The organism is Cytobacillus sp. EB106-05-05-XG126 (genome assembly GCF_058791715.1).
This window is the reverse complement of sequence record NZ_JBYTDU010000007.1, coordinates 33,689-53,300: the sequence shown is the minus strand read 5'-3', so window position 1 is coordinate 53,300 and position 19,612 is coordinate 33,689. Positions and strand designations below refer to the sequence as shown.

Below are 19,612 nucleotides of genomic sequence, written 5' to 3'. Positions count from 1 at the left end.
GGCTTGACTATATGACTTAGAGATAAAAAGGCTGACAAAACAGCTATGGGAGGTGCTGCAAGTGATTCGAGGGGTGAGGGGAGCCGTCACCGTAGATAAGAATTGTGAAGCTGAGATATTAGAAGCGACTGAGCTGGTGATCAGGCAAATGATACAGGAGAATAATATTGTATCAGAGGATGTAGCTTCTGTCTTTATATCCGTTACGGAAGAATTAACAGCAGCCTTTCCTGCAAAGGCAATGCGTTCAATAGAGGGCTGGACATATGTTCCTGTCATGTGCATGAGCGAAATACCTGTTGAGGGGTCACTCCCTAATTGTATCCGGGTAATGATGCATGTGAATACAGATGCAACTCAGCAGAATATCCGCCATATTTATTTGCGTGGCGCCATCAAGCTTCGGCCAGATCTGAATACCATGAACTCTCCTTAATGGAGAGTTTTGTGATAATAGGAGCAGATCAACAACGCTTTAATACGATAATTAGTGAAAGTGATAAAAAAGAGGTGGATTTGAATGAAATGGAAGGAACAGCTGTTGAATTTAACTCCTTACCAGCCGGGAAAATCAATTGATCAAGTAAAAAAGGAATATGGACTGAATCAAATAGTTAAGCTTGCTTCAAATGAGAATCCTTTTGGATGCTCTGAAAAAGTTCTTTTTACGATGAATCAGTCGCCATCATTTTTTGCCCTGTATCCCGATGGTTATGGTTCTGAGCTGAGGTCGGTTTTGGCTGGGCACTTAAGCATACAGGAAGATCAGCTGATTTTTGGCAATGGCTCGGATGAAATTATTCAAATGATTTCCAGAGCTTTATTAAGTCCGGGAACCAATACTGTTATGGCGGCGCCTACATTTCCGCAATATAGGCATAATGCTGTGGTAGAAGGTGCGGAAATCAGGGAAATTCCGCTGGTTGAAGGAGAGCATGATCTTGATGGAATGCTGGCAGCCATTGATGAAAAAACATCTGTAGTTTGGGTGTGCAGTCCAAACAATCCGACAGGGAACTATATTAATGAGTCTGCATTGCTTTCATTCCTGAAAAAGGTGCCTCAAGATGTATTGGTTGTCCTTGATGAAGCTTATTATGAATATGTTACAGCAGAGGATTACTGCAATACATTGGATTTAATCCGAAATTACGAAAATTTGATTGTCCTGCGTACATTCTCGAAAATTTATGGCTTAGCAAGCCTTCGGGTAGGCTATGGAATTGCAAATTCTCAAACAATCAAAGCCCTCGAACCGGTAAGAGAGCCATTTAATGTAAATAAGTTTGCTCAGGCTGCCGCTGCTGCAGCCATAGGAGATCAGAATTTCATTGAAGAGTGCAGACTGAAAAATCGCGAAGGGCTCGAACAATTCTATGCTTTCTGTGAAGAGCATGGACTGGGTTATTACCCTTCACAAGGAAATTTCATATTAATCAATTTTAATGCCGATTCAGATGAGGTGTTTCAATTTTTACTTGAAAAAGGGTATATCGTCCGGTCCGGCAAGGCACTTGGCTTCCAGGGCTATGTCCGTGTAACAGTAGGTTCTAAGGAACAGAATGATGGTGTACTTGCCGCAATGGGTCAATATCTTGCAAAGCAGGCTGCAGCATTGTAGGAAGTTTTTTGGGTTAAGGGGAATAAATACTTTTTTGATATCCATTCAGAGGCATAAGTATGCCTCTGAATTATTTTTAATAAAGGCGGTGAGAGGATGAGAGGGAAGATCTTTATTATTGGCCTTGGTTTGATCGGAGGTTCTTTGGCCCTATCAATAAAAAGAAAACATAGCGAAAGCATGATCATCGGCTTTGATGTAAATAAAGAGCAGGGGCGCCTTGCCCAAATGCTTGGGGTCGCAGACGAAATTTCTGCTACTATTAAAGATGGGGCAAGGGACGCAGATTTGATTTTAATAGCTGCACCTGTACAGGAGACTCAAAAAATTATACATATTTTAAAAGAGTGTGAATTGAAAAACAGCGTCATCATTTCGGATGCAGGCAGCACGAAAAAAGAAATTGTCAGCTGCGCAAAGGTACTAAAGGAAAAAGGAATTACTTTTATCGGAGGGCATCCAATGGCTGGCTCCCATAAGAGCGGTGTCACTGCAGCAAAAGATTTGCTTTTTGAGAATGCCTTTTATCTGCTCACTCCTGAAGAGCATATTGCTCCGGCAGAAGTTGAAAGGTTAAAAGAATGGCTATCAGGAACAAAAGCGAAATTTCTTACCATAACTCCCGATGAACATGATTATATAACCGGGATCGTCAGCCATTTTCCGCATATGATAGCTGCTTCCCTTGTCCATCAGGCAGAAAAAACAAGCCGTTCGCACAAGCTGATTCCAAGACTGGCAGCTGGAGGCTTTAGGGATGTTACCAGGATTGCCTCCAGCAGCCCCGCTATGTGGAGGGATATTCTTCTTCAGAATAAAGAAGTGCTGCTTAAGTTAATGGAGGATTGGGAGGGAGAAATGGAGTTAGTAAAATCAATCCTCAGACAGGAAAACAGCGAGGGTATATTTGAATATTTTTCCCATGCAAAAATGTTCAGGGATGAACTGCCGCAAAAAGAAAAAGGGGCAATTCCGGCATTTTATGATCTGTTCGTGGATGTACCGGACTACCCTGGTGTCATTTCAGAAATCACTGGATATTTGGCAAAGGAAGAAATCAGCATAACGAATATTCGAATCCTGGAGACAAGGGAAGAAATTTATGGAGTTCTGGTTATAAGCTTTCAAACGGAAGAGGACAGGGATCGGGCAATCAATTGCCTGGAACAGTATACAAGCTATGAAACAACCATCGGTCTATAGAGCGAATTTATTAATCCAGCAAAGGGTGATGATAGATGATACCGGCAAAATTGAAGTCAAATGTCAAAGGTTTAAGCGGAGAAATAGCGATACCCGGTGATAAATCCATATCACATCGTTCTGTCATGTTTGGGTCTATTGCAAAGGGGAAGACTGCTGTAACTAATTTTCTGCCCGGAGAGGACTGTCTTAGTACGATAGCCTGCTTCCGCAAGCTCGGAGTAACTATTGAGCAGGAAGGCAATAAAGTTACCATTATGGGGCAGGGAATGGATGGATTACAGGAACCGGCTGGTATTTTGGATGTTGGGAATTCAGGTACGACGATACGCCTTATGATGGGGATTCTGGCTGGCCGTCCGTTCCATTCAGTCCTTGTCGGAGATGAATCCATTGCAAAAAGGCCGATGACAAGAGTGACCGCGCCACTAAGTTTATTTGGTTCAAAGATTCATGGCAGGAAGAATGGAGAATTCACCCCCTTATCAGTCATTGGCGGCCCCTTGTCTGGAGTAACATATGAGCTTCCTGTCGCGAGTGCACAGGTTAAATCAGCACTGCTCTTTGCCGGCCTGCAGGCAAGCGGCGAGACAGTCATTATTGAACCTGTGAAGACACGTGATCATACTGAAAGAATGATCACACAATTTGGCGGGGAAGTTGCAGCAGATGGGCAAACCATTCGGGTTAAGGGAGGCCAAACACTGACAGGGACAGAAATTCATGTTCCCGGTGACATCTCCTCTGCTGCCTTCTTTCTGGCTGCAGGAGCCATTGTACCTAATAGTGAAATTACTTTGAAAAACGTTGGACTGAATCCTACAAGAACCGGCATCCTTGAAGTGCTGCAGCAGATGGGTGCAGATTTCCGCATTGAGCCGTATGAAAATGGATCAGCTGAGCCTGCAGGGGATATTACCATAAGGACTTCTAAACTTAAAGGAACCGTTATCGAAGGGACGCTCATTCCCCGGCTTATCGATGAAATTCCAATTATTGCCCTGCTCGCAACACAAGCAGAGGGAGAAACAGTAATTAAGGATGCAGAGGAACTTAAGGTGAAGGAAACGAATCGCATTGATACGGTTGTTAATGAACTTTCAAAGCTTGGAGCCGTGATTACTGCTACAGAAGATGGGATGGTTATCAGGGGGAAATCATCTCTTTCAGGTGGAACTGTCTCAAGTCATGGAGACCATCGCATCGGCATGATGCTGGCAATAGCTGCTGCCGTCTCAAAAGGCGAAGTTCACCTTCAGCAGAAAGAAGCGATCTCTGTATCCTATCCGTCGTTTTTTGATCATTTAGATAGCCTTATTTCAGATTGAAATACCTTCATTGAAAAAAGAAAGGGCTGTATTCCTGCAGCTCTTTTTTCTGTTAAAGCAGTCATATTTATCTGAAAATTTCATAGCTTGTCATAAGACCGTTTAAGAGGGTGGTTTTATGACATATATTATTGAGAATGCAAATCTGCTAAAGGAAGACAAGCTATTAAAAACATCAATGCTGATAAGAAATAATGAGATTTCACTGATGCAGGCTGAAATGAAAAGGTTTCAGTTTACAAGAATGGATGCGGGTGTATTTATTATGTCTGCAGGATATGTGGTTCTGGACACATCTATCCCGCTGGAAAAGCCTTTTTCAGAACTCAAAGAGTATTATATCCGGGAGTTCATATTAAAAGGATGTACAGCCTTCCTGACAGCCGTGCCTGTAAAGCATGAATATTCTTTGAAGAGTGATCTTAAAAGCTTTAAGGCAAGATTATTAAGCAGCCCGATTGATTATATTATTGGTGTGAAAATTCCTGTCCGTCTCCTCACCCCTTCTTTTATGAGAAAATGCAAGAGAGAAAAAGTTCCTGTTGTTTTTGTTGAAATACAGGATGCACAGGAGCTTGAACAAGTTCCATGGGGATGGCTTCGTGAAGCAATGTTTCCTTATAATTGTCCGCTTGCACCCATCTTTGCAGGCAGGAATGAAAAGGAGAAAAGCAGAATAAATACTGTATGGGCAAAACTGATGCAGGAAGAGAAAATACCTTCGGTGCCGAATGAGCTGATGGAACAAGAGCCTTTATCCAGGTCAGTTCTGTCCAAAGCCGGGATTTACCCTTTAAAAGGGAATATTCATCAGGGCGGGGAAGTCAGTTATAATTTATTTAAAAAACCTGAAGAAGGTCTTACCGTTGAAGAATCACAGCTGTTTCATTATCATAGAGATAAACTTGCTGTCACTGTACTGAAGGGAAAAGTGATTAGAGCCGGACAAGAAGTGATTTTTCGTTCAGGTTTCGGAGAGCATGTTAAAATCAGCACACCAGCTTATTTTAAAATAGCCGATTAGCATTCGAAAGGAATTTAGTATGGATAAAGTAAATAAAATCATTACTCTTTTAGAAAACGGTCATCATGAAGAAGCGTTGGAGAGCTATCAGCAAATACTGCTGGATGGTTCCCATGAAGAAAGGTTCCTGCTGGCAGAAGAACTGTTCCAGTATGGGTTCCTTGAGGAATCAAAAGCCTTATATGAACGGCTTCTCGAAGCATATCCTGAAGAAGGAGAACTGCTCGTTCTGCTGGCTGAAACACATATTGATCTTGGAAATGAAGAGGAAGCCATCCTTGTCCTTGAAAGAATAAATGAACATGATCCGAGCTTTCCGCAGTCGCTTCTCTTATTAGCAGACCTTTATCAGATGGATGGTCTATTTGAGGTCAGCGAACAAAAGCTCCTGAAAGCAAAAGAAATATTGCCTGATGAGATAATTGTAGATTTTGCCATGGGTGAACTTTATGCAGAGCAGGGACGGTTCCTGGAAGCAAAGCGGATTTATGAAAATGTTCTCAGGAAAGAGGAAATCATTGCAGGCATAAATGTAAATCAGAGATTGGCGGATATACTCAGTGCAGGCGGAGCATTTGAAGAAGCCCTTCCATACTACGAAAAAGCGCTTGATGACAAACTGGAGATTAATACCCTTTTCAGTTATGCTTTTACAGCGCTTCAAGCCGGCTTTAACCGTACAGCCATTGAGAAATTGACTGAACTGAAGGAGCTGGATCCCGAGTATCATTCACTGTATTTATACCTTGCTCAGGCATACGAGCGGGAGGAAGAAGCAGGCAACGGCCTGGAAGCAGTCAAGGAAGGCATAAAACAGGACGAATTTAACAAAGAATTATTCTTCTATGGCGGGAAGCTTGCCTTGAAAAATGGCAATGAAAAAGAATCCGAAGATATGTTCAGGCAGGCTCTTGCACTGGATCCCGAATATGTCCAGGCAGCCATTCTTTTAAATAAACTTCTCCTCCAGCAGGAAAGATATGAAGATGTAATCGAAATCACTGAAATGCTGAACGAGCTGGAAGAGCCCCAGCTTATATGGGATTCAGCCGTTGCCTTTCAGCATATAGAGAAATATTCAGAGGCATTAAACAAATATCAGCTTGCATATACTTTCTTTAAACAGCAGCCGGATTTTCTTTCAGATTACGGATATTTTTTAACAGAGGAAGGAAAAAGGGAAGAGGCTGCCGAAATTTTTAATACATTAACCGAACTGGAGCCCGGCAATGAGGAATATCTGGATGTGCTGCAGCGACTCACAGATGATTTACTTGATTAAAAAAGGCAGTGTCTATCCTTAATGCAGTTTCAGTAAGACCAAATTTGTCTGTAAGCAGAGGAGGGAATCAAAAATGGCGACCCCTGTATCTGTCAACGAGAAGAAAGATTTTATCCGCTGGTTTTTAAACCATTATCAGCTCAAAAGAAGAGAATGTGTTTGGATTCTCAATTATTTGATGAGTCATGACCAGCTTATGGAAAAGGTGCATTTTGTGGAGCAGGCACAGTATTGCCCAAGAGGCCTGATCATGTCGACCCATTGTGTGGATGAAGTTCCTTTCCGTTTTTACAAAGAGAATGTAATGACCACAGATGCGGAGAAGTCCTTCCATGATATCCGCTTAAACAGGGATGAAGAGATTTATATCCAGCTTAATTTCCATGCTTCAAATAAGGCTCATCAGTATGCAGCGGTCATGGAGGAAAATCCCTTTATGCCAAAGACACTTCAGGTAAACGAAAAGGATCGGCTGATCGCCGAAAGGTTCCTGACAGAAAGCCTGGAAAAGTTCAGAAGAGAGAAACTCCTTGAGCTCATTGATGAAGCATTGGATAAGCAGGATAAAAAAGCTTTTAACGTTCTAACTCAGCAGCTGAATAGATTAGAAACTACTTAAGCCTTGCTTTTATAAAAGCAGGGCTTTTATTTTGCCTGCATTCTCTGATTTGAAGCATTCTAAGCATTAATGATATATTAAGGAAGGCAAATATATGTAATGGAGTGAATGATATGAAATGGATATCACAGGATATCGACATGTTCTTAAAAGAAAAGCAATATGTAGACACTGCTGTTCTGCCGCTCCTTCCTGTATCATTTGGCGATGATATCAAGCAGTCTGTAGCGATGACAGAATTTATATCACTTCTAAGTGTGCAGCTTGAAAGGCAATTCAGAGGACGCCTTATCATGCTGCCTGGATATGCCTATCTGAAACCGGCATCAGTAGAGAGCATGATCAGCGGCCTGGGCCAATGGGAATCAGAATTGAAGGCACAGGGATTTAAGCATATTTTCCTATTAACTTCAGACAGCATGTGGAAAACGTTTGAAGACCGGCTCCAAGGAGGCTTAATTTGGCTGCCATCCCTGCCTCTTGAGCATATGGATGAGAATTATCGGAATTCCATTCTGGATGACCAGGTGAAACAGCTGCTGAATCTTTTTGTGCAAAAGTGGCAAAATGGTGAATAGTGTGAATGTTAAGTCGCTCTATTTACATGTTTCGCCAAAGGATTATATTGACCTTGCATAAAGATTGATATATCATTGTTATGTCCTAGTTTTATATTGTGTTGAATTTTGTCCGTTGGACTTAACTTCATAATAGAGGGGGGAAAAGTATGAGCAAAAATCGAGTTTCTAGACGTCAATTCCTGAACTATACACTTACTGGTGTAGGCGGTTTCATGGCAGCAGGCATGCTTATGCCGATGGTCCGTTTTGCGGTTGATCCTGTATTGCAGGCAGCTGGTGAAAGTGATTTTATTCCAACAAAGCAAAAAGTGGCTGAAATTACCGAAAAGCCGACAAGGGTTGATTACACTTACGAGCAGCAGGATGCATGGTACACATCCGAAGTTACCGGCACTGCTTGGGTTTATAAGGATGATAAAGGTGAAATTGTTGCATTGTCTCCAGTATGTAAGCATTTAGGGTGCGTAGTTGACTGGAATACTGACAAGTCAAACCCTGATCATTTCTATTGCCCTTGCCATGGCGGCCTTTATACAAAGGATGGGACAAACGTTCCAGGTACACCGCCGGTTGCATCACTTGATGTATTTCCTTACAAAGAAAAAGATGGCTTCTTGTATTTAGGCAAGGCTGAACCGCGAAAGGAGGCGTAATAATTGTTAAACAAAATTTATGATTGGGTAGATGAGCGTTTAGATATTACGCCGATCTGGCGGGATATTGCTGACCATGAAGTGCCTGAGCATGTAAACCCTGCACATCATTTCTCTGCATTCGTTTACTGTTTTGGCGGTCTGACGTTCTTCGTTACTGTAATTCAAATCTTATCCGGTATGTTCCTGACAATGTACTATGTTCCGGATATCAAAAATGCATGGGAATCCGTGTATTATCTTCAAAACCATGTTGCATTCGGGCAGATTGTCCGCGGAATGCACCACTGGGGAGCAAGTTTGGTAATCGTAATGATGTTCCTACATACGTTACGTGTTTTCTTCCAGGGAGCTTATAAGAAGCCCCGTGAATTAAACTGGGTTGTCGGAGTGCTTATTTTCTTCATTATGCTTGCACTTGGACTGACTGGTTACTTATTGCCTTGGGATATGAAAGCCCTTTTCGCTACAAAAGTAACAATCCAGATCGTAGAATCAACTCCGCTGATTGGAGAATATCTGAAAATACTTATTGCAGGACATTCTGATATTGTCGGCGCGCAGACGATCACCCGATTCTTTGCTATCCATGTATTCTTCTTACCGGCTGCATTATTCGGGTTAATGGCTGCCCACTTTATTATGATTCGTAAGCAGGGTATTTCAGGACCGTTGTAAGAAATAATTTTTTGATCATTGCAAAAGGAGGGGAAATCGCCCAATGCATCGTGGTAAAGGTATGAAATTCGTAGGTGACTCTCGTGTTCCTGCAGAACGCAAACCGAATATTCCGAAAGACTATTCGGAATATCCAGGAAAAACAGAAGCATTCTGGCCAAACTTCCTGTTAAAGGAATGGATGGTAGGGGCTGTATTCCTCATCGGTTTCCTATGCTTGACAATTGCGCATGAGCCGCCGTTAGAAAAAATTGCTGATCCAAGTGATACAGCTTATATTCCGCTGCCAGACTGGTACTTCCTGTTCTTGTACCAGCTTCTGAAATACAGCTATGCATCCGGACCTTATAATGCAATCGGTGCTTTCATTATTCCGGGTCTTGCATTCGGAGCATTGCTGCTTGCACCATTCATTGACCGCGGACCTGAACGCCGTCCGTCCAAGCGTCCTTTAGCAACCGGCTTTATGCTATTGGCTCTAGCCGGCATCACTTATCTGACTTGGGAATCAGTTGCCCACCATGACTGGGAAGCGGCTGCACAGCAAGGTAAGATTGTGGCTGAAGTAGAGTTTGATAAAGAAGACGAAGGCTACAAGATTTTTGAAGCAAACGGCTGTATTTCCTGCCACGGAGGAGATCTTCAGGGTGGTGCAGGTTCACCTGCACTTGTTGACACTGGGTTAACACCTGAAGAAGTTGCTGACATTGCTAAAAACGGTAAAGGCGCTATGCCTGCAGGAATGTTCAAAGGCTCTGATGAAGAACTTCAAAAGCTTGCTGAATTCATTTCTGGCCTTGAAAGCAAATAATTTAAAAGGAGCTGGCTTTGCCAGCTTCTTTTTTTTGCCCAAAAATTGTTCGTTTTTTTACAGGAGTTTGATGTGGTAAAATAATGAAATAAATGTGTACATAGAGAAAAGGAGAAAAAACATGAAATGGATCTATCCTTTATTAGGCAGCAGAGCTATGCTGATACTGCTTCTGATTATTAACACCGCAGGCACCATCTATGGATATATATGGTATAAGTGGCAGCTGGTAGATACACCGGCTATTTTCTTGCCATTCGTACCCGACAGCCCTACAGCGAGCCTGTTTTTTATGTTTGTGCTGATTGCCTTTCTAATGGGAAAAAATTGGCCATTGATGGAAGCTTTAGCAATTGTAACCCTTATTAAATACGGTATATGGGCCGTAGTTATGAATTTGCTGGTATTTGAGGTTACAGGTGAATTGGATCCTGTTGCTCTCATGCTAATCTTCTCCCATGGTGCAATGGCAGTACAGGGTGTTCTTTACGCACCTTTCTATCGCTTTAAAACATGGCATCTAGTTATTACGGGTATCTGGACTTTACACAATGATGTAATTGATTATGTCTTTTTCATGCTACCCCGCTATCCTATTTTAAATCTATACACACCGCAAATCGGCTATTTTACATTCTGGCTCAGCATTTTCTCACTAGGAACCGCGTATTACTTCGTCCTAAGAAAGAATCGGTTTAGTCTGGATATAGTGAAATAGTGCTCTGATTCACCTGATCCAAACCATTGAGTGTTTTGGGTCTTTTTTTTAGGCTGTTTTCGCAAGGTTTGTTGCTTTTTTGTATCTTATTTACTGGTTGATTGGAGCGGAAGGTGCGAGATCCTCGAAAATGCTATCGCATTTTCTTCGTGCGGTGTTTCTTGGGGGAGCCTATTCAACGTCCAGCGGGAGTAACGGGACAGGTGAGACCCCGGCAGACGCGGAGCGTCGAGGAGGCTCAGCGCCTGCCCCGCGTTTCGCTGAGCTGCCTGGAGCGGAAATCAACGGGCAATATTGATAGATGAAAAACAACATTATATACGAAAAGAGCCTTTTTTAAAGAAATAACCTGGCTCCCCAAATTATTTTCTGGTCTAACCTTGTCCCTCTTTTCATATTTATCTAATAGTAATTTGAGGGGGGACAAGTTTGATGAGGCGAAAAGTAATCGCATTCTTATTCATTATTATGTTATTGCCTGGAATGGTGTCTGCAGATAAGACAACAAAAATAGATAAATTAGATCAATTATCTAATGAAGCCTTACAGATGGTTAAGCTTCACAGGTATGAGGATGCCAAGAAGCTTTTGGAGTATTTTTCCGAGCAATTCGTTGCTGTAAACGGCAAGGATAGGCCATTTACAATGGACGAACTGCGGATTATTACCGTCTCTCATGATGATGCTGTACAAGCTGCGGTAAATACATCCATGAGCCATGAAGAACGGCTGAATCATGCAACAAAATTCCGCCTCGTAATGGATGCGATTTCTTCCAAATATCAGCCTTTATGGACTGAAATGGAGAAGCCGATCATGTCAGTGTTTGGTGAGGTAAAGGAAGCGGCTTACAGCGGCAATAACGAGAACTTCCATTCACGTTTGAATTCCTTTTTGTCTTTATATGAGGTTATTTATCCCAGTCTGAAGATTGATGTGGATGCAGAAAAGGTACAAAAACTGAACGCACGCATAAATTTTATCGATCATTATCGGCCGCAGGTGCTTTCCCAGCAGGCAAGCCAGCAGGAACTTGCTGCATTGGAAAATGATCTGCAGACGATCTTTGATGAAATGACAGAGGATGAAACGGATCCATCCCTCTGGTGGGTGATCATCTCAACCGGGAGCATAATCATCATTACATTATCTTACGTAGGATGGAGAAAATATAAGGGAGACAGGGCAAGACAAAAAAATCGATCCTAAATACAAAGAGCTGTTTTCGCAAGGTTTATTGCTTTTTGTATATTATTACTGAGTTGATTGGAGCGGAAGGTGCGAGATCCTCGAAAATGCATTCGCATTTTCTTCGTGCGGTGTTTACTCAAGGGTGCTTATTTAACGTCCTGCGGGAGTAGCGGGACAGGTGAGACCTCGCAGACGCGGAGCGTCGAGGAGACACACCGCCCGCCCCGCGGTTCGCTTAGCAGCCTGGAGCGGAAATCAACGGCCGATATTGTTGGCGAAAAACAATATTTTATACAAAAAGAGCCTTACAAAAAAAGAGAGTCTTTTCCCGTTTTGTATTGAAGAGAAAAGGGAAAAGATAGGCAGAGTGACTTGTATGCTGGGCATTCGCAGGCCAGCGGTTAAAATTCACCATGACCAGCTTAATGGGAGGTAACAGAATGGGAGGATATCTCATTTATTTTGCAATAATTATTCTTGTTCCGCTTTGGGCACAAATGAAAGTAAAGGGAGCTTACAGCAAATATTCAAAAGTTCCTTCATCCACTCAAATGAGGGGTGCTGAAGTAGCCAGAAGAATTCTGGATGAGAATGGTCTATATAAAGTTGGCGTTGAAGAAACAAGGGGGCATCTAACAGATCACTATGATCCGCGATCCAAGACAGTCAGACTTTCAGCAACAAATTATCATGGCCATTCTGTGGCTGCTGCTGCAATTGCAGCCCATGAAGTTGGCCATGCTATTCAGGATAATCAGGATTACGCTTTTCTGCGTTTCCGCCATGCACTCGTACCTGTTGCGAATCTTGGTTCCAACTTCTCCTGGATTCTGATCATGATCGGTTTTTTTGCTGGGTTGAGCGGTATGGTGCTGCTTGGAATTATCTTCATGGCAGCTGCAGTGGTTTTTCAGGTGATCACACTTCCGGTAGAGTTCAATGCTTCCAATCGTGCGATGGATCAGGTAGTATCCCTTGGAATTATCAGAAACGATGAAGAAAGAGAGACTAAGAAAGTTTTAAATGCAGCTGCTTTGACATATGTGGCGGCAGCAGCCGTGGCTGTGCTGGAATTGCTGCGTTTAATTCTTATTTACACAGGAATGACCAGATCTGAGTAAAAGCCGGCAATGCCGGCTTTTTTAATGAAAAAAAGTGATGTCCCTGGGACATCACATTAATTTTTAGCGTTCAACCGGCTTTTTATTTTCATCCAAAGTAAAGCCTTCCCCCAGCACATCATGTACAGCTGTGACAGAAACAAATGCATGGGGATCAACAGAAGTAATCGCATTTTTTAAACGGACAATTTCATTTCGGCCGACAACACAATATAATACTTCCCGCTCTTTTTTGGTGAAGGAACCATGGCCTTTTAATACTGTAACGCCTCGATCCATTTCTTTCATGATTTTATCGGCAATTGCATCGTTTTGTTCTGATATGATCATGGCCCCCCTTGCTGCATAAGCCCCTTCCTGCATGAAATCTATTACTTTTGCACCCACAAAAACAGCAACCAGGGTATACATGGCTTCCCTGTAGTTCAAATATGTAATTAATGAAAGGGCAATCACAAAAAAGTCAAAAATGAACATTGTCTTTCCCATGCTGACTCCGGCATATTTATGTACAAGTCTGGCAATTATATCAACTCCGCCTGTTGTGCCTCCAAACCGGAAAATTGTGCCAAGGCCGATCCCGATAAAAACACCCGCGAATAAGGAAGCAAGAGTCAGATCCTCTTTTAATGGCATTTCAATCTGGTACCGCTGAAAAATCCATAGGAATAGGGACACACCGACCGTTCCGATGATGGTATAAAGAAAAACATACCTGCCCAGAAGTTTCCATCCAATAAAGAAAAGAGGTATATTTAGCAGAAGGTTAGTATAGGAAGGGTCCCACTCGAAAAGGAAGTATAAAAGCAGGGTAATACCGGTGAAACCGCCTTCGGCCAAGTTATTTTGCATATTAAAGTGAACAAGGCCCCAAGAAAAAATGGCCGAACCTAGCAAAATGAAAAAAATATTCTTAAATTTTAATCCATAAAACATATTATCCCTCCGCTGCCTGAATATCACAATACCAAAGCGTATCTAATTATATAAGATACAGATTATAAGAGCAATAACATCAAAGGACAAGAAGCGGCTGACTGATCATCTATAAGCAATGATAAAAAATATTTGTAAAATGGCTGAGCTATAGCTTAACATGAAAAGTGGAAATCTCGTATATAAAACATGTAATAGAAACAGAGGTGAAAGTATGGAGAATCCAAAAACAATGAAAGAAATGCAAACAGACGTTGACAAATACATAAGCCAATTTAAAGAAGGTTATTTCAGCCCATTGGCGATGCTTGCAAGGATGACCGAGGAACTTGGGGAACTATCCAGGGAAGTAAACCATCACTATGGTGAAAAACCAAAAAAATCCACAGAGGAAGAAAAGGCTATCGAGGAAGAGCTTGGAGATATGCTCTTTGTTCTAATATGCTTTGCTAATTCCTTAAATATTGACTTAGAAGAAGCGCACAATCGCGTCATGGAAAAATTCAGCACACGCGATAAAGACAGATGGACAAGAATTGAAGAGTAGAAGGAGAGAGGACAATGGATAAAGTTAAAGTTATTATTGCGGGACCGCGGGGGAGGATGGGAAGCGAAGCCGTCCATCTTGTTAATCGAACAGAGAACTATGAGTTAGCTGCTGTGATCGACCATAAAAATGGCGGTGGCTTTCTTAGCGATTTTGAAGGCTTCTCACAATTTGGCCATGTTCCGGTATACACAGATCTGGCCCTAGCCTTTCAGGAGCTAAGTCCCGACGTTCTGATCGATTTGACAACTCCGGAAGTAGGAATGTTCCATACAAAAACTGCCCTGGAATATGGTGTAAGGCCAGTTGTTGGAACAACAGGCTTTTCGAAGGATAATCTGAAAGAGCTTGAAGAACTTTGCCATGAAAAAGGCATTGGCTGCATTATTGCCCCAAACTTTGCACTTGGTGCTGTACTAATGATGAAATTCTCCCAATTGGCAGGAAGATATTTTAATGATGTGGAAATTATTGAGCTGCACCATGACCAGAAATTGGATGCTCCATCTGGTACTGCAGTTAAAACAGCGGAGATGATTGCTGATGTAAGAACGAAAAAGGAGCAGGGGCACCCGGAGGAGAAGGAAACGATTCCTGGTGCCAGAGGCGCAAATTTCGATGGCATGCATATACATTCTGTACGCCTGCCTGGCCTGATTGCTCATCAGCAGGTAATGTTCGGCTCTGAGGGCCAGACATTGACGATCCGTCATGACTCATATAATAGAGCTTCTTTTATGTCAGGAGTAAAACTTGCTGTTGATACGGTTTTGAAAATTGATACACTCGTTTACGGTCTCGAAAATATTATTGATTAGAGAGGGGTGCCGACATGAATATTGCCTTAATAGCCCATGATAAGAAAAAGGATGATATTGTAAGATTTGCGATCGCCTATAAATCCATTCTTGCCGAACATACCCTTTATGCTACCGGAACGACCGGTTCCCGCATCATGAAAGAATCTGGCCTTTCCATTCACCGTTTTCAGTCAGGACCTCTTGGCGGGGACCAGGAAATTGGTGCTTTAATTGCCAACAATAAAATGGATGTTGTATTTTTCTTCAGAGATCCTCTGACTGTTCAGCCCCATGAGCCGGATGTCTCAGCTTTGGTGCGTCTCTGTGACGTATATGCTGTGCCGCTCGCGACCAATATGGGCACAGCTGAAATTATTATTAAAGGCCTTGAACGCAATGATTTATCTTGGAGAAATATCGTAAGTGAAAAAGGTGACATGAATGAACCCGGATAACCTTGATATACTGGCATTTGGCGCGCATGCTGATGATGTTGAAATCGGCATGGGCGGCACAATTGCCAAATTTGCCTCTATCGGAAAAAAGATTGGAATATGCGACTTAACACGGGCAGAGCTTTCTTCCAATGGGACAGTTGAAATCCGTATAGAAGAATCGATGAAAGCAGCAGGCATTCTGGGGGTTAGTATCCGTGAGACTCTTAATCTGCCTGACAGGGGCTTATTTTATAACCAGGAATACATAAAAAAGATCGCTGAAATGATCCGCAAATATAGACCTGCCCTTGTGTTTGCGCCATATATGGAGGACAGGCATCCAGACCACGGGCATTGTGCCCGCCTGGTGGAAGAAGCCGTCTTTTCAGCCGGAATCAAGAAATATGAAACAGGCGGCAATTTTGCTCCGCATAAGGTGAAAAGCCTGCACTTTTACATGATAAACGGCTTCCATAAGCCTGACTTCCTGATCGATATCTCTTCATTTATGGATAAAAAAATTGCAGGTCTCGAGTCCTATCAAAGTCAATTTACAAGAAGCCCAGGTTCATTTGATACACCGCTTGTCAACGGTTATATTGAAACTGTTGCAGCGAGGGAAAGCTTATTTGGAAAACAGGCAGGGGTGCAATATGCAGAGGGCTTTAAAGTGAAGAATCCCTTACTGGTAAATATGGATATATTCGGTGGAGAAATATGAGAAAAAAATTAAAAATAGGTATCACCTGCTATCCCACGGTGGGAGGTTCAGGTGTTGTAGCAACAGAATTAGGGAAGATGCTTGCCGAAAAAGGCCATGAAATACATTTTATTTCATCAAGCCTCCCTTTTAGACTGAAAAGGATGTACCCCAATATTTTTTATCATCAGGTGGATGTCAATCAATACTCCGTATTTCAATATGCTCCTTACGATATCGCGCTGGCAAGTAAAATGGCGGAAGTGATAAAACGCGAGGGACTTGATCTGCTGCATGTGCATTATGCGATTCCTCATGCAGTCTGCGCGATTCTGGCAAAGCAGATGAGCGGTACAGACATTAAGATTGTTACCACCCTTCATGGAACAGATATTACAGTTCTCGGGTACGACCCATCCCTTACAGATGCGATACGTTTTGGAATCGAAAAGTCTGATGGAGTTACAGCTGTTTCCAAAGCTTTAATATCACAAACTTATGACCTGATCAAACCTGATAAGTCCATAAGAGCTGTTTATAACTTTATAGATGAAAGAATATACAGGAAAACCGATTCTCTTTATCTAAAAGAAGAATATGGCATAAACGCTGGTGAAAAGGTGATCATCCATGTATCTAATTTTCGCAGTGTAAAGCGGGTGCCGGATGTTGTGAAGGCCTTTGCAAAAATTTCTGCAGAAGTTCCTTCGAAGCTGCTGTTAGTAGGAGATGGACCGGAAATGAGCGTTATATGCAGACTGGTGAATGACCTGAAGCTTAAAGACAAGGTTTTGTTTTTGGGAAAGCAGGACAATGTGGAGGAGCTTTACAGCATCAGTGATTTAATGCTTTTATTATCGGAAAAGGAAAGCTTTGGACTTGTTGCTCTTGAGGCAATGGCATGCGGAGTGCCATGCATCGGTACAGATGTCGGTGGAATTCCCGAAGTAATCAGCGATGGTGAGACCGGCTATATTTGCACATTGGGTGATATAACTGATATCTCGCTAAAAGCAATTAAATTGCTTACTGATGAGAAAATGCTTGACAGGTTTTCTTCACAATCGATTTCGCTTGCAAAAGACAGGTTCAGTGCCGGCCGCATTGTCATTCAATATGAAGAGTTTTATTATGAACTTTTGGAAAAAGGTGACCTTTGATGAATGAAGCTTTTGCAAAGGCAGTTCCTGTGCTCGAGAAGTTAGAGGCTGCAGGTTTTGAGGCCTATTTTGTAGGAGGCTCTGTCAGGGATTATATACTTGGAAAAGAAATTGCAGACGTCGATATTGCTACTTCGGCTACCCCGGAAGAAGTAAAAACCATATTCTCGAGAACACTTGATGTGGGTATTGAACATGGCACTGTGGTGGTTCTATATCATGGCATACCCTATGAAATTACAACCTTCCGAACAGAGGCTGAATACCTGGATTTTCGGCGGCCTTCAGAAGTGCAATTTATCAGATCACTGGAAGAGGATTTGAAAAGAAGAGATTTTACGATGAACGCGATTGCCATGGATAAAGAAGGGCTGCTAATCGATCCTTTTAACGGCAGGGGCGCTATAGAGGGGAAAAAAATTTGCACTGTAGGCAACCCGGCAGAGAGATTTACTGAAGATGCCCTTCGAATGATGAGAGCAGTCCGCTTTTTCAGCCAGCTGGCATTTGAGATTGATAAAAACACATATGATGCTTTGGCATCCCTGTCACATTTACTTGAAAACATAGCAGTGGAAAGAAAGCTGGCAGAGTTCGAAAAGCTATTAGCGGGAACCGGCAGGATGAAAGCTCTTAAGGTCATTGCGGAAACAGGATTGTCTAATTATCTGCCAAAAATGTCAGGCTTCCAACAGGAATTAAAAGAAGCAGAAAATTATAATGCAGCAGATCTGACAGGAGATGAAATGTGGGCCTTTCTTGCGTATATCTTTAAGTTGGACGAGTCACAGGCTGAAGCTTTTCTGAAGAACTGGAAACTGCCTGTAAAGAGAACAAAAAAGATAGTGTCGATTATCAGCTGGATCCGGTACAGGGCCGAAAACCAGTGGGAGGCCTATTCCCTTTATCAGGCAGGGGACAAGTCCCTGAATGCGGAACGGGTCCGCAACGTAATCTTGCATGAGGACTCAAGCAGGGGAACAGACAGCCTGCTGAGTCAATATAATTCTCTGCCGATTAAAGAAAGAAGCGACCTTCAGCTTACTGGAGATCAGCTGATGGATTGGTTTGGCAAACCTCCTGGTCCCTGGATTAAAGCGGAGCTTGAAAAAACCGAAAAAGGAGTCTTGCGCGGCGAAGTGAGTAATAGTGATGAATCCATAAGGGAGTGGCTCATAAAGTGCAATCAGAAATCAGGAACAAATTGATTGATGCTTTTACGAAAAGCAATGAGGAATTTCTTTCAGGCCAGTATTTAGCTGACCTGATTGGATGTTCAAGAACGGCTGTATGGAAGCATATTGAAGAGCTGAGGAAAGAAGGCTTTGAATTGGAAGCGGTCAGAAGAAAAGGTTATCGGATAACAAAAACACCTGAAAAAGTTACCCCTGATGAAATCAGGCTTGGTTTGCAGACTGAAACCCTTGGACGCCAGATCCATCATGAAGAGAGTGTTGATTCAACTCAGAAGATTGCCCATCGCCTTGCATACGAGGGTGCGCAGGAAGGAACGGTGGTCATTGCGGAAGAACAGCTTTCAGGCAGGGGGAGAATGGACAGGAGATGGCACTCCCCAAAATCAACAGGCATATGGATGAGTGTTATTCTAAGACCGAACATTCCACCTCCGAAAGCTCCGCAGCTTACGCTGATTACAGCAGTGGCTGTTGTACAGGCAATTGAAGAGCTGACCGATTTAACACCGCAAATTAAATGGCCAAATGATATTTTGATGAACGGGAAGAAGGTTACAGGAATTCTGACAGAACTGCAGGCGGATGCGGACCGGATTATTTCTATTATCATAGGAATTGGCATCAATGTTAACCAGCAGCTTGATGATTATCCCGATGAACTTAAAGAAATTGCCACTTCATTATCCATTGAAAAAGGCGAAAAACTTTCAAGAGCTGAGCTGATTAAGATCCTGCTTGGCAAACTGGAAAGTCTGTATAAACTTTATTTAGAGAAGGGCTTTTATCCGATTAAGCTTTTATGGGAAAGTTATGCGGTCAGCATTGGCAAAAATCTTACTGCAAGGACGATTACCGGAAGCATATATGGCAAGGCCCTTGGAATAACCGAGGATGGGGTCCTGATGATTGAAGACAGCAGCGGGAAAGTCCATCACGTATATTCTGCAGACATTGAGCTGGATGTATAGAATGCCGGCCTGAAATTTTTTATAGCCAACTCAATTGC

The 19,612-nt window shown here is 42.5% G+C and carries 22 protein-coding genes; 21 read left to right on the top strand and 1 reads right to left on the bottom strand.

What is annotated here, in order from left to right; all coding sequences use genetic code 11:
• Nucleotides 1–61: 61 nt before the first annotated feature.
• From aroH to AC3WTL_RS18335, 14 genes are all read left to right on the top strand, one after another.
• Nucleotides 62–436, top strand: a complete 375-nt coding sequence (gene aroH / locus AC3WTL_RS18400; RefSeq protein ID WP_492369858.1) for a chorismate mutase — start codon at nt 62–64, stop codon at nt 434–436.
• An 84-nt stretch (nt 437–520) separates the two neighbouring features.
• Nucleotides 521–1,621 (top strand): histidinol-phosphate transaminase, encoded by a 1,101-nt coding sequence (gene hisC / locus AC3WTL_RS18395; RefSeq protein WP_492369857.1) that lies wholly within the window; start codon nt 521–523, stop codon nt 1,619–1,621.
• 96 nt (nt 1,622–1,717) lie between these two features.
• Nucleotides 1,718–2,824 carry a prephenate dehydrogenase gene (locus AC3WTL_RS18390; protein ID WP_492369856.1) on the top strand — a complete coding sequence of 369 codons (1,107 nt, stop codon included), beginning with the start codon at nt 1,718–1,720 and terminating at the stop codon, nt 2,822–2,824.
• A gap of 35 nt (nt 2,825–2,859) precedes the next feature.
• On the top strand, nt 2,860–4,152 hold the full coding sequence (gene aroA, locus AC3WTL_RS18385) for a 3-phosphoshikimate 1-carboxyvinyltransferase (RefSeq protein ID WP_492369855.1): 1,293 nt from the start codon (nt 2,860–2,862) through the stop codon (nt 4,150–4,152).
• Nucleotides 4,153–4,270: 118 nt separating this feature from the next.
• Nucleotides 4,271–5,176, top strand: coding sequence for a hypothetical protein (locus AC3WTL_RS18380; RefSeq protein ID WP_492369854.1), 906 nt, complete (start codon nt 4,271–4,273; stop codon nt 5,174–5,176).
• Between the two features lie 19 nt (nt 5,177–5,195).
• Nucleotides 5,196–6,458 carry a tetratricopeptide repeat protein gene (locus tag AC3WTL_RS18375; RefSeq protein ID WP_492369853.1) on the top strand — a complete coding sequence of 421 codons (1,263 nt, stop codon included), beginning with the start codon at nt 5,196–5,198 and terminating at the stop codon, nt 6,456–6,458.
• Between the two features lie 73 nt (nt 6,459–6,531).
• On the top strand, nt 6,532–7,077 hold the full coding sequence (locus tag AC3WTL_RS18370) for a ReoY family proteolytic degradation factor (RefSeq protein ID WP_492369852.1): 546 nt from the start codon (nt 6,532–6,534) through the stop codon (nt 7,075–7,077).
• A gap of 113 nt (nt 7,078–7,190) precedes the next feature.
• Nucleotides 7,191–7,655 carry a YpiF family protein gene (locus AC3WTL_RS18365; RefSeq protein WP_492369851.1) on the top strand — a complete coding sequence of 155 codons (465 nt, stop codon included), beginning with the start codon at nt 7,191–7,193 and terminating at the stop codon, nt 7,653–7,655.
• 149 nt (nt 7,656–7,804) lie between these two features.
• The gene (locus AC3WTL_RS18360) at nt 7,805–8,311 is read left to right on the top strand and encodes a Rieske (2Fe-2S) protein (protein ID WP_048008301.1); all 507 of its coding nucleotides are present in this window, start codon (nt 7,805–7,807) and stop codon (nt 8,309–8,311) included.
• A 3-nt stretch (nt 8,312–8,314) separates the two neighbouring features.
• Nucleotides 8,315–8,989 (top strand): menaquinol-cytochrome c reductase cytochrome b subunit, encoded by a 675-nt coding sequence (gene qcrB / locus AC3WTL_RS18355; RefSeq protein WP_035330156.1) that lies wholly within the window; start codon nt 8,315–8,317, stop codon nt 8,987–8,989.
• 43 nt (nt 8,990–9,032) lie between these two features.
• Entirely contained in the window at nt 9,033–9,800 is a 768-nt protein-coding gene (locus AC3WTL_RS18350; protein ID WP_048008303.1) for a menaquinol-cytochrome c reductase cytochrome b/c subunit, read from the top strand.
• A gap of 121 nt (nt 9,801–9,921) precedes the next feature.
• Complete coding sequence (gene lhaT, locus AC3WTL_RS18345; RefSeq protein ID WP_048008304.1) at nt 9,922–10,518, top strand: lipoprotein heptaprenylglyceryl N-acetyltransferase LhaT; 597 nt, start codon at nt 9,922–9,924, stop codon at nt 10,516–10,518.
• Nucleotides 10,519–10,950: 432 nt separating this feature from the next.
• Nucleotides 10,951–11,727 (top strand): sporulation protein YpjB, encoded by a 777-nt coding sequence (gene ypjB, locus AC3WTL_RS18340; RefSeq protein ID WP_048008305.1) that lies wholly within the window; start codon nt 10,951–10,953, stop codon nt 11,725–11,727.
• A 422-nt stretch (nt 11,728–12,149) separates the two neighbouring features.
• Nucleotides 12,150–12,830 carry a zinc metallopeptidase gene (locus tag AC3WTL_RS18335; RefSeq protein WP_048008306.1) on the top strand — a complete coding sequence of 227 codons (681 nt, stop codon included), beginning with the start codon at nt 12,150–12,152 and terminating at the stop codon, nt 12,828–12,830.
• Between the two features lie 63 nt (nt 12,831–12,893).
• On the opposite strand, the gene AC3WTL_RS18330 is transcribed toward AC3WTL_RS18335, so the two are convergent.
• Nucleotides 12,894–13,766, bottom strand: coding sequence for a YitT family protein (locus tag AC3WTL_RS18330; protein WP_048008307.1), 873 nt, complete (start codon nt 13,764–13,766; stop codon nt 12,894–12,896).
• Between the two features lie 214 nt (nt 13,767–13,980).
• Between AC3WTL_RS18330 and AC3WTL_RS18325 the strand changes: the two genes are divergently transcribed.
• Genes AC3WTL_RS18325 through AC3WTL_RS18295 form a run of 7 tightly spaced genes read left to right on the top strand, consistent with a single transcriptional unit; the run spans nt 13,981 to nt 19,574 of the window.
• Nucleotides 13,981–14,313, top strand: a complete 333-nt coding sequence (locus tag AC3WTL_RS18325) for a nucleotide pyrophosphohydrolase (protein ID WP_048008308.1) — start codon at nt 13,981–13,983, stop codon at nt 14,311–14,313.
• 14 nt (nt 14,314–14,327) lie between these two features.
• Nucleotides 14,328–15,131 (top strand): 4-hydroxy-tetrahydrodipicolinate reductase, encoded by an 804-nt coding sequence (gene dapB, locus AC3WTL_RS18320; RefSeq protein WP_197247632.1) that lies wholly within the window; start codon nt 14,328–14,330, stop codon nt 15,129–15,131.
• Nucleotides 15,132–15,145: 14 nt separating this feature from the next.
• The gene (gene mgsA / locus AC3WTL_RS18315) at nt 15,146–15,568 is read left to right on the top strand and encodes a methylglyoxal synthase (RefSeq protein ID WP_048008310.1); all 423 of its coding nucleotides are present in this window, start codon (nt 15,146–15,148) and stop codon (nt 15,566–15,568) included.
• Nucleotides 15,555–16,271 carry a bacillithiol biosynthesis deacetylase BshB1 gene (gene bshB1, locus AC3WTL_RS18310; protein WP_222497900.1) on the top strand — a complete coding sequence of 239 codons (717 nt, stop codon included), beginning with the start codon at nt 15,555–15,557 and terminating at the stop codon, nt 16,269–16,271. The genes mgsA and bshB1 overlap by 14 nt, the downstream gene beginning before the upstream one ends.
• Nucleotides 16,268–17,410 carry an N-acetyl-alpha-D-glucosaminyl L-malate synthase BshA gene (gene bshA, locus AC3WTL_RS18305; RefSeq protein ID WP_492369850.1) on the top strand — a complete coding sequence of 381 codons (1,143 nt, stop codon included), beginning with the start codon at nt 16,268–16,270 and terminating at the stop codon, nt 17,408–17,410. The genes bshB1 and bshA overlap by 4 nt, the downstream gene beginning before the upstream one ends.
• Entirely contained in the window at nt 17,410–18,618 is a 1,209-nt protein-coding gene (locus AC3WTL_RS18300) for a CCA tRNA nucleotidyltransferase (protein ID WP_222497902.1), read from the top strand. Before bshA ends, AC3WTL_RS18300 begins: the two co-directional genes overlap by 1 nt.
• Nucleotides 18,591–19,574 (top strand): biotin--[acetyl-CoA-carboxylase] ligase, encoded by a 984-nt coding sequence (locus AC3WTL_RS18295; RefSeq protein WP_163141875.1) that lies wholly within the window; start codon nt 18,591–18,593, stop codon nt 19,572–19,574. Before AC3WTL_RS18300 ends, AC3WTL_RS18295 begins: the two co-directional genes overlap by 28 nt.
• Nucleotides 19,575–19,612 lie beyond the last annotated feature (38 nt).

Excerpts from the sequence above, each read along its gene's own strand:
- lhaT (WP_048008304.1), top strand. The coding sequence starts at position 9,922 with ATGAAATGGATCTATCCTTTATTAGGCAGCAGAGCTATGCTGATACTG.
- AC3WTL_RS18360 (WP_048008301.1), top strand. The coding sequence starts at position 7,805 with ATGAGCAAAAATCGAGTTTCTAGACGTCAATTCCTGAACTATACACTT.
- aroA (WP_492369855.1), top strand. The coding sequence starts at position 2,860 with ATGATACCGGCAAAATTGAAGTCAAATGTCAAAGGTTTAAGCGGAGAA.
- hisC (WP_492369857.1), top strand. The coding sequence starts at position 521 with ATGAAATGGAAGGAACAGCTGTTGAATTTAACTCCTTACCAGCCGGGA.
- AC3WTL_RS18335 (WP_048008306.1), top strand. The coding sequence starts at position 12,150 with ATGGGAGGATATCTCATTTATTTTGCAATAATTATTCTTGTTCCGCTT.
- AC3WTL_RS18375 (WP_492369853.1), top strand. The coding sequence starts at position 5,196 with ATGGATAAAGTAAATAAAATCATTACTCTTTTAGAAAACGGTCATCAT.
- mgsA (WP_048008310.1), top strand. The coding sequence starts at position 15,146 with ATGAATATTGCCTTAATAGCCCATGATAAGAAAAAGGATGATATTGTA.
- bshB1 (WP_222497900.1), top strand. The coding sequence starts at position 15,555 with ATGAACCCGGATAACCTTGATATACTGGCATTTGGCGCGCATGCTGAT.
- AC3WTL_RS18330 (WP_048008307.1), bottom strand. The coding sequence starts at position 13,766 with ATGTTTTATGGATTAAAATTTAAGAATATTTTTTTCATTTTGCTAGGT.
- ypjB (WP_048008305.1), top strand. The coding sequence starts at position 10,951 with ATGAGGCGAAAAGTAATCGCATTCTTATTCATTATTATGTTATTGCCT.
- bshA (WP_492369850.1), top strand. The coding sequence starts at position 16,268 with ATGAGAAAAAAATTAAAAATAGGTATCACCTGCTATCCCACGGTGGGA.
- AC3WTL_RS18365 (WP_492369851.1), top strand. The coding sequence starts at position 7,191 with ATGAAATGGATATCACAGGATATCGACATGTTCTTAAAAGAAAAGCAA.
- AC3WTL_RS18350 (WP_048008303.1), top strand. The coding sequence starts at position 9,033 with ATGCATCGTGGTAAAGGTATGAAATTCGTAGGTGACTCTCGTGTTCCT.
- AC3WTL_RS18300 (WP_222497902.1), top strand. The coding sequence starts at position 17,410 with ATGAATGAAGCTTTTGCAAAGGCAGTTCCTGTGCTCGAGAAGTTAGAG.
- AC3WTL_RS18380 (WP_492369854.1), top strand. The coding sequence starts at position 4,271 with ATGACATATATTATTGAGAATGCAAATCTGCTAAAGGAAGACAAGCTA.
- AC3WTL_RS18325 (WP_048008308.1), top strand. The coding sequence starts at position 13,981 with ATGGAGAATCCAAAAACAATGAAAGAAATGCAAACAGACGTTGACAAA.
- AC3WTL_RS18390 (WP_492369856.1), top strand. The coding sequence starts at position 1,718 with ATGAGAGGGAAGATCTTTATTATTGGCCTTGGTTTGATCGGAGGTTCT.
- dapB (WP_197247632.1), top strand. The coding sequence starts at position 14,328 with ATGGATAAAGTTAAAGTTATTATTGCGGGACCGCGGGGGAGGATGGGA.
- AC3WTL_RS18370 (WP_492369852.1), top strand. The coding sequence starts at position 6,532 with ATGGCGACCCCTGTATCTGTCAACGAGAAGAAAGATTTTATCCGCTGG.